This is a genomic window from Campylobacter concisus (genome assembly GCF_902460675.1).
GTDB classification, from domain to species: domain Bacteria; phylum Campylobacterota; class Campylobacteria; order Campylobacterales; family Campylobacteraceae; genus Campylobacter_A; species Campylobacter_A concisus_AJ.
Genome location: NZ_CABPUQ010000001.1, coordinates 369,465 through 381,741, shown reverse-complemented (window position 1 = coordinate 381,741; position 12,277 = coordinate 369,465). Strand labels below are relative to the sequence as shown.

Genomic DNA, 12,277 nt, shown 5'->3' with positions numbered 1-12,277 from the left:
TAAATTTTAATGTTTGCTGATAAACTTCATCCATTTTTGGATCGCTATAATGAAATTTCTACGCTTCTTAGCGATCCAAATATAGCAAACGATATCGAAAAGATGACAAAGCTTTCAAAAGAGCAGTCATCTATCGAGCCAGTCGCAACCGCCGCAACAAAATATCTACAAATTCTAAATGACATCGAAGAGAATAAAGCCTTACTTGAGGACTCTGAGCTTGGCGAACTTGCAAAGGATGAGCTTAAAAATTTAGAAATTTCAAGAGAGAAGCTTGAAGAAGAGATCAAAATTTTACTTCTTCCAAAAGATCCAAACGATGACAAAAATATATTTTTAGAAATTCGCGCAGGCACTGGCGGCGACGAGGCTGCACTATTTGTTGGAGATCTTTTTAACGCTTACATAAGATATGCAGAGCTTCGTGGATACAAATTTGAGATCGTTAGCCAAAGTGAGGGCAACACTGGCGGCTTTAAAGAGATCATCGTGCTCATAAAGGGCAAAGGCGCTTATTCTAGGCTAAAATTTGAAGGTGGCACACATAGGGTTCAGCGTGTGCCAGAGACTGAGAGCCAGGGCAGGGTGCATACTTCGGCTGTGACTGTGGCTATCATGCCAGAGGTTGAAGATAGCGAGATCGAGATCAATCCAAATGATATAAGAGTTGATGTTATGAGAAGCTCGGGTCACGGCGGTCAGTCAGTAAATACAACTGATAGTGCCGTTAGGATCACGCACATACCAACGGGTCTTGTTGTCACAAACCAAGATGGCAAGAGCCAGCACAAAAACAAAGAAGCTGCGATGAAGGTGCTAAAGGCTAGGCTTTATGAAATGCAAGAGCAAGAGAGGCTTGCAAAAGAGACTAGTGAGCGCAAAAGTCAGGTCGGTACTGGCGACCGCTCTGGCAGGATAAGAACTTATAACTACCCACAAAACCGCATAAGTGATCACCGCATAAATTTAACTCTTTACCGCCTTGATGCGATCATGGCTGCAGGCCTTTTTGACGAGATCATTGAGCCACTTATCACACACTATCAAGCCGAAGCGATGCTTGAAGCTGGAATTTAAACACCCTAACTTCTACTATTTCTAAACTCAAATTTATAAATTTCTCTTGTTTAAATTTAAAATTTAGAGTCAAATTTTATAAAAATAAGGTAAAGGTAATATTTAGTAATATTTATTTGAAAAAATTATTTAAATTATTTTTGTAAATTTGACCTTATAAATAGCGTTATTTTAGCGTTTGAGAAGTTCTAAATTTTAATTTTTGATATTATAAAATTTCATATAACAATTTTAAGTTTGCATTAAAAGTATTACTTTACAATCTCAAAACAATTTAAATCATAAAAAGGAAAAATATGTCTCTAAGTGCAAGAAATCAACTAAATGTTGAGATATCAGAAGTAAGAACAGGTGCGGTAAATTCGCTAATAGCTGGTAAAATCGCAGGTGGTGAGGTGCTAAAAGCAACTATTACGGTTGATAGCGAGAAAGCTCTTGATCTTAAAGTTGGCAAAAAAGCTATATTTTTATTCAAGGCTTCAAGCGTTATCGTTTCAAAAGATGACAGCATAAAACTTAGCGCAACAAACCAAATCAAAGGCGTTGTTAGCGAGATAAAAGACGGCGCTGTAAATGCTGAGGTTATCATCGACGCAAATGGCAGCAAAATTTCAGCTATCATCACTAGAGAGTCAGTTCATAACTTAGCTTTAAAAGTAGGCGACAAAGTAACTGCTATCATTAAAGCAACTCAAATAATAGTTGGTGTTAAATAATTTTCGGAGCAAATTTGCTCCGATCTCCCTTTAAACTAATATTTTTTATTAAGCTAAAAAAGAAAATCCTCCCAAAAATCTAAAAAAATTGATCTATAAAAAATTTAATTCATATTTATTTCTGGCAAATTTTAAAATTTAAATTTCTAAACTTTATGCTAAATTTACTTTAAATGCCTATTTTACGTCAATCCAAAGTCAAATTTGGATAAAAATAGTGTCAATAAATATTACCAAACTACGCTCCTTTCGCACTTAGCTTTAATAAAATTTAATTTAAAAAATTAATTATACTATTTTAATAAAAAAGTCGTATAATCTAGTTAGCAATTATCTTACTTCAAAGGAGAGAGCATGAAAAATTCAGGTTTATCTAGAAGAGATTTTGTCAAATTTAGCGCTATCGGTGCTACGGCACTAGGCATGGGCGCAACAAATTTAATGGCCACACCAATGAACGAAAAAGATGTCAAATGGGACGAGGAGTATGACGTAGTCATCATCGGCTCAGGCTTTGCAGCTCTTGCAGCTGGCGTGACATCAGCCAAAAAAGGCAACAAAGTCGTTCTGATCGAAAAAATGGGTCGCACAGGTGGCAACTCTGTCATCAATGGCGGAATTTTTGCCGTTCCAAACAGCGACATGCAAAAGAAAGCTGGCATCAAAGATAGCACCGAGCTATTTATCAAAGACTGCTTGAAAGCAGGTCGCGGCATCAACCACGTTGATCTTTTGGCAAAGATCGGCGAGAGAGCGCAAGATGCTTACAAACTCACAATTGATTGTGGTGCAAAATATATCGACCAGATCACTCACGCGGGCGGTCACTCAGTGCCAAGAAGCCTTCAAACAGAGGTCGGCAGCGGCGCTGGCATCGTGCTCCCTATGACTGCGACATTTGAAAAGTTAGATGGCGCATCGATCAAAAAAAGGACAAAATTTGATGATTTCGTCTTTGACGACAAGGGCGCAGTTGTGGGCGTCATCGTCAGAGAAAACTACAAATTTGATGGCAATTTGATGAGTGACGATGTCGAAAACAAAGGCGGCGATACAAAATATATAAAAGCCAAAAAAGGCGTCGTACTAGCAGCTGGTGGCTTTTGTAGGGATAAAATTTTTAGACGCCTTCAAGATCCAAGGATCACACCTGAGACAGACTCGACAAACCAACCAGGCTCAACAGCAGGCGCGCTTCTAGCGGCATTTAGAGCTGGTGCTTATCCAGTTCAGCCAAGCTGGATCCAGTACGGCCCTTGGGGATGTGCCGATGAGACAGGCTTTGGCGTGGGATCGATGTTTAACGTAAATGGAGCTTTTCCGTTTGGAATTTCAGTCAATCCAAGAACCGGCAAACGCTACATGAATGAGCTTGCAGACCGCAGGACAAGAACAGAAGCGATGTTTAAAGTCATTCATGAAAAAGGTGAAGACGATAAAAACTTCCCTATCAACTTCTGTGACTCAAGAGCCCTTCCTCACATGCTTCCAGCCCACTATGAAAAGGCTATCGCAGCTGGAATTTGCAAGAAATTTGACACACTTGATGCCTTGGCAGCTGAGTATAAGATCCCAGTTGATGAGCTCAAAAAAACAGTCGCAAGATACAACGAATTTGTCAAAAAAGGCGTTGATGAGGACTTTGGCAAACCAGTTGTTGCGACTACGACAAAGGGCATTGATATCTCAGTCCCGCCGTTTTACGCAGAGCGTGGCACGCCAAAAGTTCACCACACAATGGGTGGCCTAAATATCAACACAAAAGCCCAAGTCATGAACTCTCAAACAGCTATGCCTATACCAAATTTATATGCAGCTGGCGAGATCACAGGTGGCGTTCACGGAGCCAGCCGTCTAGGATCAGTGGCTATAACTGATTGCTTGACATTTGGTATGATCGCTGCTGAGACCATAGGCTAAAACTACTAGTGGCAGGCATTTGCTTGCCACTATAAATTTTTAAATCTATAAACCCCGTTTTTTACTCGCTCAAAAATTTTCTTCTCTTCAAGCAGCTTAAATGTGCTTATCACGGTTGGTTTGCTCACATTTAGCTTTTCACAAATTTCTGAAATTTTAAGCATGATAAAGCCATTTTCATCGCTTAGCTCGCAAAGTAAATTTATGATCTCAACCTTTTTCTCGCCAAGAAGCGCCTTGTAAATTTGCTCTTTCACGCTAGCTCCAAATTTTATAGCACACAGCCACGCACCAAAGCGCGCCACATAAGAAATTTGCGATCATCACGGCCGCACTTCCAGCGTCCTTTGCCGCCTTTGCTAGGGCGTGATAGTCTGGGCTCGCAAGATCAGTTACGCGTTCAATGGCTGAATTTAAGCACTCGCAAACTAGCACAAATGCCATGCTAAAGATCAAAAATAGGTTAAAAATAAGGTCAAATTTCCAAAAAAATAGCGAGATCGTAGCTACCAAAAATATACAAATTTCTATGCGAAAGCTCTTCTCGTTTTTAAAAATTTCAGCCAAACCCTCTCTTGCGTAGCCAAAATTTTTAAAAAATTTATACTCTGGCTGGTTTCTCATAACATTCCTTTTTGTGATTTTTGGCATAATTATAATTAAAAAAAGGATGAAATTTGAAACTTATTAGCTGGAACGTAAATGGTCTGCGCGCAGTCGTGGCAAAAGATGGCTTTGGCTGGCTTGATGAGGTTAGGCCTGATTTTTTGGGACTGCAAGAGATCAAGGTCAAAGAGGACGACGTGCCAAAAGAAATTTACAACCTTGGCTTTAAAGATATCAGTGTAAATTCAGGCGCAAGGGCAGGATATTCTGGCGTGATGAGCCTTGCTAAATTTGACGTGCAAACGCAAAAGGCGGCCTTTTTTGACGACACGGAGGGGCGAGTTTTGGAGCATAGATTTGGCAATATCGTGCTTTTTAACATCTACTTTCCAAACGGCCAAAAGGACGACGAGAGGCTGGCATTCAAGATGGACTTTTACGAGAAATTTCTAGCTTACTGCAAAGAGCTTGTAAAAAGCGGCAAAGAGGTGATATTTTGCGGCGACGTAAATACCGCTCACCGCGAGATCGACCTGAAAAATCCAAAGGCAAACGCCAAGACTTCGGGCTTTTTACCTATCGAGCGCGCGTGGATAGATGAGGTGCTAAAAAGCGGCTTTATAGATACATTTAGAGCCGTAAATGGCGATGTTGCGGACGCTTACTCGTGGTGGAGCTACCGCTTTAACGCAAGGGCGAAAAACGTCGGCTGGAGGATTGATTATTTCTTCATCTCGCAGGGGCTAAAAGATAGGCTAAAAGACGCCTTTATTTTGCCAGAGATCGTTGGTAGCGACCACTGCCCAGTTGGCATAGAGATAGAAATTTAGAGCACTCCCTCTTCTAACAGGTGGGTGATGAGGATTTTAAAGCCTAGAAATATAAGTATCGCTCCGCCCAAAAATAGCGCCTTTTTCTCTAAAATTTCACCCATAAATTTACCGATGTAAAAGGCGGCTAGGCTTAACGCAAAGCAGACTATGCCGATGATGAGCGCACTCTCAAATACATTAACCGCTTCAAAGCTAAGCGTGACGCCAACGGCAAGTGCGTCGATGCTCGTGGCAAATGCGCCTATAAAAATGGTCTTAATATCCATGCCCAAAGAGTCGCCAACCTCGCTACTACAGGCCTCTTTGAGCATTTTAAAGCCAAGAAAGCAGAGTATAAAAAATGCGATGAAGTGATCAACGGAGCTTATAAATTTAGCAAAGCTAATGCCTAGAAAATAGCCAAGAAGCGGCATGAGAAACTGAAAAAAGCCAAGCATAAAAGCGATAAATAAAATTTTGCCAAGGGCAAGGCTTTTATACCTTGCGCCGTTTGCCATATTTAGTGCTGCGCTATCCATGCTAAGAGCGAAGCTAAGAAGTAAAAGCTGCATAAATTCCCCTCAAAAAAGGGTGAATTTTAGTGCAAAAATATTAAATTCATTTTAAGCGTTTAGATATTTTTTGTATGATTTTGCTTTAAATTTAAAAAAGGAGAGAAGATGAAAAGATCTCTTGTTATTCTTTGTGGCGCGCTTGCTTTAAATTTACAAGCCGCAAGCATGGATGATATGATAAATAAAGGTGTGAAAATCGCCACTCACGCATCAAGCGGCGACTATAAAAGCTTAGTTAGCGAGACGCTAAATGCAGCTGTTGGCGAGCTTTCAAAAGAGGGCTTTATAAACAACGCTACAGCTAAAATCCCACTCCCAAAAAGCCTTGAGATGGCGTCAAATTTAGCCAAAAAAGTGGGCGGCGAGAAGTGGGCGCAAGACCTTAGCAAGTCGATAAACAACGCCGCAACCACGGCCGTGCCAAAGGCAGCTGAAATTTTTAGTGAGAGCATAAAAAATATGAGCGAGGCTGATGTTAAAAAGCTCTTTAACGGCGGCAGCGACAGCGTTACGAAGTATTTAGAGAAAAGCTCCAGCCAAAAGCTAAAGGCGGCATTTACGCCGATAATCGAGAAAATGATGAGCGATAATAGCTTTGCGACAGCCTATAATGGGCTAAATTCTTTCATCGGCGGCTCAGCAAAAAACAACGAAACGATAAAATCAGTCAAAAGCCTAGCTAAAAATTTAGGCGCAAGCGAATATGTGCCAGATGATGGCGAAGACCTAAACGCTTATATCACGAGAAAGACGCTAGATGGGCTATTTAACGTGATGAGCGAGAAGGAAAAGGGGCTAAGAAGCGGCTTTAGCCTAGATAGCGGCAAAAAGGTGCTAGACTCGATCTTTAAATGAGAAGTTTAAGCGCTCAAAACAAAGCCGACATCGCTCTTATCGTAGTTGCCGTCGTTTGGGGCGCTACGTTTTTACCCATGGCAAACGCGCTAAAGACAAATGGCGTCTTTGTCATGCTCTTTTGCCGGTTTTTTCTCTCGGCTATCTTTATGGGCTTTGTCGCACTTAAATTTACTAAAAAATTTGACAAAAAAAGCGTTATCTACGGCGTTATCCTTGGAGCGGTTCTCTTTTTATCATTTGCCACACAAACTTACGCCCTAAAGCTTACTTTTAGCTCGAGCGTCGCCTTTATCACGGGGCTTGAGTGTGTTATAGTCCCTTTTATGGCGGCTATCTTTTTTAAAAATAAGATAAGCATTTTTGCCATTTTGGGCGCTATGATTGCTATTTTTGGGCTTTGGCTTTTAAGTGGCGCCACGCTAGCACTTGGGAGCGGCGAGGCACTAGCGCTTGTTTGCGCGATATTTTACGCACTTTATACTACACTAAATGGCCATTTTGTAAGAAAGAGTGAGCTTTATTTGCTTGTCTTTGTGGTCTTTCTTACAAATGCCATGCTATCGCTTGTTTTTGCGCTTTTTCAGGGCAGTATCGTGCCAAAATTTGATAGGGAATTTTTCATAGCTATATTTATCACGACGGTTATTGGCACCATATTTTGCTACTTTGTGCAAACGATCGCTCAAAGATACACGACCGCTAGCAAGGCGGCCTTGTTTTTCTGCCTAGAGCCAGTCTCTGCTGGGCTAATTGGCTATTTTATTGCTAGCGAGATACTTAGCATCTGGCAAATTTTTGGAGCAATGCTCATCATCTTTGGCGTCATTTTTAGCGAATTTGGCAAGCAAATTTGCTCTAAATTTAAGCTCTAAAAGACAAAAAGCTTCATTTGCGAATCTATTTTCTCATCTATAAACTCGCCCTCAAATCTCTCTTTTAACATCGCTAAAACCGCCTTTTCATCGTAGTTTTTAGCCCCATTTATCTCAAGGTGCCAGCAGATATTTTCAGCTGCTTCTTGCACGCTTCGTCTAGTGATCCTTGTCTCATTTAAAATTTGACTCTTAAAAGCGATGCCTTGCTCATTTAGCCACGCTTCAAGCCTATCTACTACGTTTTTTTGAGAGAGCACGCGGCCAAATTTTTCAAAAAATGGCTCAAGCAGATCAGAGCTTCTAGGCTTGTCCCAGCCAAGATAGAGCTTTTGCTTGGCGCAGTTTTGAAATTTAGCAAAATCTTCATCGCTCGCAATGGCTGGGCTCATCGTACAAATAGCGATATCAAAGAGTCTTGCTGGCTTAAATTCTCTCCATGAGCAAACCTCGCTGGTTAAATTTGTCACGCCAAATCTCTTTGCGTCCTCGTTTAAAATTTCTATCATCTTTTCTGAGCTATCGATGCCAGTTATATGCTTAGCCGTTTTTGATAAAAATATGCTCCAAACGCCTGTGCCACAGCCGATATCAAGGATATCTTTGCTACTAAAATCAACTCCCCAAGCCAAGGCTTTGGCATAAATTTGCTGCTGGATAGCGCTGATCTTGCCGTCAAATCTTTGGTAGTTTGACGCCTTTTTATCCCATAAATTTTGCATATTAGCTCCTCTTTTTGGTTATAATTTTAGCAAAAAAGGTCAAAAATGAGAGATTTTATATATCGCGTCATCATCCCGCCACAAGCCATCGATATGCACGGACATATGAATAATGTCTATTATTTCACGCTTATGCAAGAGGCCGCATTTGCCCACTCTGCCGCAGTTGGCGACACGGTTGATGCGCAGTATAAAAGGGGTGAAATTTGGCTCATTAGAAAAAATGAAGCAAAATATATAAAGAGTGCAAAGCTGATGGATAAGATAGAAATTCACACCTACACACAGGCCGATGGCAAGGCCACTTCAAGCAGGTATTTTGAGTTTAAAAAGGATGGCGAGCTAATAGCAACTGGCAAGACCGAGTTTGTCTATATCGATCTAAAGACAAACCGCCCAAAAGCGATCCCAGCGGAGATCATCGCGCTTTACTCGTGACCACACTCGTCGCAAACGCCCTTTATCACGGCGCTTTTTATATTTTTAGCGACGCTTAGGTGTGGCATGTCGATGTTTGTTACTTTGTGGCAGACGTCGCAGATAAAGTAGGCTTTGGCTTCATTTGCCAGCTCGTAGTAGCTCTTGTGGTTGTTTTCGGTTTTTATCACGAGATTTTCTTTTTCAAAAATTTCCATACTTCTATAAAAGGTCGTCTTGTTTGCGTCAAGGCTCTCTAAAATTTCATCGTAGCTTAGCGGTGTTTTGGCGTTTTGTAAAATTTCAACAAGCTTTATACGAAGCGTCGTAGCCTTGATATTGTGCTCTTCTAAGAAATTTCTCGCGTTCATCTTTGCCCTTTTCATTTTTCGTATATTAACGCTAAAAGATTTAAACTATATTTAAAAGAAAAGGCTAAATTTAGGCATTTGCTTTTTAAGTTGCAACCAAGTTGCATTTTGCTAAACTTCGCAATTATTTTTTAAAGGAGAGATAATGAGAAAAATTATCGTTTTTTTAGCTGTTTGTGCTTTGTCTCTTTTTGCAAAGCCGGTTGTGACTACTAGCATACTGCCAACGAAATTTTTTGTCGAGCAGATCGCTGGAGATACGCTAGATGTAAATGCGATGGTTGGCAAAGGCGCTGATCCGCACACTTATGAGCCAAAACCAAAGCAGATGAAGGAGCTTGAAAAGAGCGAGCTTTACTTTGCTATCGGCATCGAGTTTGAGGATGCGTGGCTTGATCGCTTCTCAAAGACGTTTAAAAATTTACGCATCGTAAAAACGCAAGAAGGCATCGAAAAGATCGCTATGAGCGAGGAGCATGAGCATGAAGAGCACCACGAGCACAAGCACGAGGGTGAGCATAAGCATGAGCACCATGACCACGAGGGCGAGCACCATCATCACCACCATGACGGCCTTGACCCACACATCTGGCTTGACCCTATCTTGGTAAAAACTCAGGCTGATAACATCGCAAAGGCGCTAATAGAGAAATTCCCGCAAAATGCAAAGCTTTATGAGGAGAATTTGGCTAAATTTAAAGCTAGCCTTGATGAGCTTGATGGCTTTATCAAAAACGAGCTAAAAGATGTCAAAACTCGCGAATTTATCGTATATCACCCATCTTGGGGCTACTTTGCAAAGCGCTATGATTTAGAGCAAATCGCCATTGAAATAGAGGGCAAAGAGCCAAAGCCAGCTGAGCTAAAAGAGCTTATAGAAGAGGCTAAAGAGCACGGTGTAAAGGTCATTTTCGTAGCTCCGCAGTTTCCAACAAAGGCTGCAAATTTGATAGCAAAAGAGACTGGCTCAAAGGTCGTCATGATAGATCAGTTGCCTGAAAACTGGCTAGCTGAGATGAAAAAAACGGCTGAAATTTTCGCAAAAAGTCTATAAAAATGTTAGCACGCCTGATCGTCATTTGCCTACTAGCCATAAATGCTTTCGGGTGTGCTCTATGCTCGCTTTACAGCCCCACAGCTCATGTTAGCGCGAAATTTGTCGCACACGAAAATAACATCACGCAAATAGCCTTTACTTGGACCTTTTCGCAAAATTTCTCAGAGCTGATGAAGCAAAATTTTGATCTCAATCAAGATGAAAAGATAGATGATAAAGAGCTTAGAAAGATCCGCTTAAATTTGCTAGACTACCTCGTGCCAAGGCACTATTTGACGCAGATTGAGTATTATTACAAGGACGAAAACGCCACTAAAATAGAGCCAAATTTAAATGAATACAAGCTCTACTTTGACGAGGGCAGGCTTAAATTTGATGTTAGTTTTAAGACAAATTTAGTGGTCGCTGACAGACTTGTCGTGTCGGTTGATATGGAGGATAAAGAGGGCTATTTTAACTTCAAATTTACGCAAAATAACGCATTTTTGGTGGGTGAAAGCTTCTGGGCGATACCAAATTCAAACTCAAATTTGATATTTTTTACCTTTTCAAGCAGGGCAGCTGCCAAAGCTCACAACGAAAAGCCAGCACTTAAAGAGCTGCTAAAAGAGCCAGTAATAGGCGCGAGCGATGAAAATTTAAGGCAGATAGACAAGATTGATGAGGCTAAATTTGACATCGTCTCAAAAACTAGCCTAAGCTTGCTTGATAGGCTAAAGCAAATTTTAAGAAGCGTGGATCACAAAAGCCCGCTTACGATGCTATTTTTGGCGTTTATCTCATTTGGCTATGGCTTCTTGCACGCTGCTGGAGCAGGTCATGGCAAGGTGCTAACAAGCTCATATTTTGCCGCAACTGGCGGCAGCTACAAAAGGGCGTTTTTATTTGCGTTAAAGATCGGTTTCATGCACGTTATAGGCGCATTTGTCTTTGTCTTTGCTAGCTTTTTGTTGCTACGAGAGGTGAGTAACGACCTTACAAAGGACACAGCTAGCATAACGACCGCGTTTTCAGGGGTCGTGATCTTTTTTGTGGCGATTTTTATGCTCGTTAAAAAGATCAAATTTTATCTCTCAAACAAAAATGAGACTAAATTTTATATTTTTAGATCAAATCTAAGTCAAAATTTGAGTAAAAATACAAAATTTAAAAGTGATTGTGGCTGTCAAATTTGCTCCACTAAAAAGCCAAAGAGCAAAGAGGAGTGGCTAGTAGCGGCAGCTGCGGCTCTTGTGCCCTGTCCTGGCACGATACTAGTCTTTGTGCTGGCAAATGAGATAGGTAGCTACTTTGCAGGCGTGATAAGTGGCCTGTTTATGGCGCTTGGCATGAGTGTGGTGATATTTGTAGCGGCAGTTTTTGGCTCAAAGATCAGCACGAACATTAAGCTAAAAAAGTTTAAAATCTACGCAGAATTTGCAGCCCTTGGCATCATGCTTTGGCTTGGACTTTTCATTTTTATCACGACATTTACGCAAAAGAGCCTATTTTGAAAGATATTATAAAAATTAGAAATTTAAACTTTAGCTACGATAAGCAAGTCGTTTTAGAGGGTATTAACTTAGACTATAGTAGCGACGAGTTTTTAGCGATAATTGGTCCAAATGGTGGGGGCAAAAGCACACTTTTAAAGCTCATTTTGGGTCTGCTTAAGCCTCAAAGTGGCGAGATCAAGCTCTTTGGTAAGGCCCCAAGCGAGGTAAGTAAATTTATAGGCTACGTGCCGCAAAATTTCCTCTCAAATCAAAGCTTTCCGATGATGGTTTTAGAAGTCGTGTTAATGGGGCTAATCGATAAAAAAATCTTTGGTTTTTACTCAAAAGATGAAAAAGCCCTAGCGCTAAGTGCCCTTGAGAAGGTCGGTATGAGGGAGTTTGCAAACGCGAGGATCGGCGAGCTAAGTGGTGGTCAAAGGCAGCGCGTCTATATCGCTAGGGCGCTTTGCGCAAATGCAAAAGTGCTCATCTTAGACGAGCCAACAGCCAGCATCGACACAAAAGGGCAGGCTGAAATTTATGAAATTTTAAAGGGCATAAACGCAAATGGCGTGGGCGTGGTTTTGGTAAGTCACGACCTAAATATCGTGCTAAATTACGCTACAAAGATCGCTTATGTGAGTAAAAATTTACACATTCACAAAACCCATGAAAATCTTGCAAAGAGGGAATTTATCGAGCATCTAGCTAGAACGCACAGCCATTTTTGTGATGTCGAGATTGCACTTGGTGAGTGCGGTTGTGAAAAAACAAAGAGCAATGTTTTTAAATTTTAAAG

The 12,277-nt window shown here is 41.0% G+C and carries 15 protein-coding genes; 10 read left to right on the top strand and 5 right to left on the bottom strand.

The annotated features are described in order from the left end of the window. The first annotated feature begins 9 nt into the window (after window positions 1-9). From prfA to F3G88_RS01870, 3 genes are all read left to right on the top strand, one after another. A complete protein-coding gene (gene prfA, locus F3G88_RS01880; protein WP_149715226.1) occupies window positions 10-1,077 on the top strand; it encodes a peptide chain release factor 1 in 1,068 nt (355 codons plus the stop codon). 296 nt (window positions 1,078-1,373) lie between these two features. Further along, window positions 1,374-1,793, top strand: coding sequence for a TOBE domain-containing protein (locus F3G88_RS01875; protein ID WP_103573643.1), 420 nt, complete (start codon window positions 1,374-1,376; stop codon window positions 1,791-1,793). A gap of 354 nt (window positions 1,794-2,147) precedes the next feature. Next, a complete protein-coding gene (locus F3G88_RS01870) occupies window positions 2,148-3,713 on the top strand; it encodes a flavocytochrome c (RefSeq protein ID WP_103574102.1) in 1,566 nt (521 codons plus the stop codon). A gap of 29 nt (window positions 3,714-3,742) precedes the next feature. On the opposite strand, the gene F3G88_RS01865 is transcribed toward F3G88_RS01870, so the two are convergent. Then, window positions 3,743-3,970 (bottom strand): winged helix-turn-helix domain-containing protein, encoded by a 228-nt coding sequence (locus F3G88_RS01865; protein ID WP_021092590.1) that lies wholly within the window; start codon window positions 3,968-3,970, stop codon window positions 3,743-3,745. Between the two features lies 1 nt (window position 3,971). Continuing rightward, entirely contained in the window at window positions 3,972-4,337 is a 366-nt protein-coding gene (locus tag F3G88_RS01860) for a diacylglycerol kinase (RefSeq protein ID WP_149715225.1), read from the bottom strand. A gap of 53 nt (window positions 4,338-4,390) precedes the next feature. Here F3G88_RS01860 and F3G88_RS01855 point away from each other — a divergent pair, with 53 nt between their 5' ends. Beyond that, entirely contained in the window at window positions 4,391-5,149 is a 759-nt protein-coding gene (locus tag F3G88_RS01855) for an exodeoxyribonuclease III (RefSeq protein ID WP_149715224.1), read from the top strand. Here the strand turns inward: F3G88_RS01855 and F3G88_RS01850 are convergent. Beyond that, window positions 5,146-5,703, bottom strand: coding sequence for a manganese efflux pump MntP (locus tag F3G88_RS01850; RefSeq protein ID WP_103574105.1), 558 nt, complete (start codon window positions 5,701-5,703; stop codon window positions 5,146-5,148). The two genes, F3G88_RS01855 and F3G88_RS01850, sit on opposite strands and share 4 nt — an antisense overlap. 108 nt (window positions 5,704-5,811) lie before the next feature. Between F3G88_RS01850 and F3G88_RS01845 the strand changes: the two genes are divergently transcribed. Both F3G88_RS01845 and F3G88_RS01840 read left to right on the top strand, forming a co-directional pair. Next, window positions 5,812-6,561, top strand: coding sequence for a DUF4197 domain-containing protein (locus tag F3G88_RS01845; protein ID WP_149709444.1), 750 nt, complete (start codon window positions 5,812-5,814; stop codon window positions 6,559-6,561). Continuing rightward, the gene (locus tag F3G88_RS01840; protein WP_149715223.1) at window positions 6,558-7,436 is read left to right on the top strand and encodes a DMT family transporter; all 879 of its coding nucleotides are present in this window, start codon (window positions 6,558-6,560) and stop codon (window positions 7,434-7,436) included. Before F3G88_RS01845 ends, F3G88_RS01840 begins: the two co-directional genes overlap by 4 nt. Here F3G88_RS01840 and F3G88_RS01835 read toward each other — a convergent pair. Further along, window positions 7,433-8,158, bottom strand: a complete 726-nt coding sequence (locus F3G88_RS01835) for a class I SAM-dependent methyltransferase (protein WP_103574108.1) — start codon at window positions 8,156-8,158, stop codon at window positions 7,433-7,435. The genes F3G88_RS01840 and F3G88_RS01835 overlap by 4 nt on opposite strands. Window positions 8,159-8,203: 45 nt before the next feature. On the opposite strand from F3G88_RS01835, the gene F3G88_RS01830 reads away from it, so the two are divergent. Beyond that, on the top strand, window positions 8,204-8,596 hold the full coding sequence (locus F3G88_RS01830) for an acyl-CoA thioesterase (RefSeq protein ID WP_103574109.1): 393 nt from the start codon (window positions 8,204-8,206) through the stop codon (window positions 8,594-8,596). Here F3G88_RS01830 and F3G88_RS01825 read toward each other — a convergent pair. Next, window positions 8,587-8,946, bottom strand: coding sequence for a Fur family transcriptional regulator (locus F3G88_RS01825; protein ID WP_004317429.1), 360 nt, complete (start codon window positions 8,944-8,946; stop codon window positions 8,587-8,589). The genes F3G88_RS01830 and F3G88_RS01825 overlap by 10 nt on opposite strands. A 145-nt stretch (window positions 8,947-9,091) precedes the next feature. Here F3G88_RS01825 and F3G88_RS01820 point away from each other — a divergent pair, with 145 nt between their 5' ends. From F3G88_RS01820 to F3G88_RS01810, 3 genes are read left to right on the top strand one after another with little or no spacing between them, the layout of a single operon-like run. Then, a complete protein-coding gene (locus F3G88_RS01820; RefSeq protein ID WP_149715222.1) occupies window positions 9,092-10,000 on the top strand; it encodes a metal ABC transporter solute-binding protein, Zn/Mn family in 909 nt (302 codons plus the stop codon). A 2-nt stretch (window positions 10,001-10,002) separates the two neighbouring features. Beyond that, a complete protein-coding gene (locus F3G88_RS01815) occupies window positions 10,003-11,496 on the top strand; it encodes a nickel/cobalt transporter (RefSeq protein ID WP_149715221.1) in 1,494 nt (497 codons plus the stop codon). Beyond that, window positions 11,493-12,275 carry a metal ABC transporter ATP-binding protein gene (locus F3G88_RS01810; RefSeq protein WP_149715220.1) on the top strand — a complete coding sequence of 261 codons (783 nt, stop codon included), beginning with the start codon at window positions 11,493-11,495 and terminating at the stop codon, window positions 12,273-12,275. The genes F3G88_RS01815 and F3G88_RS01810 overlap by 4 nt, the downstream gene beginning before the upstream one ends. The last annotated feature ends 2 nt before the right edge of the window (window positions 12,276-12,277 follow it).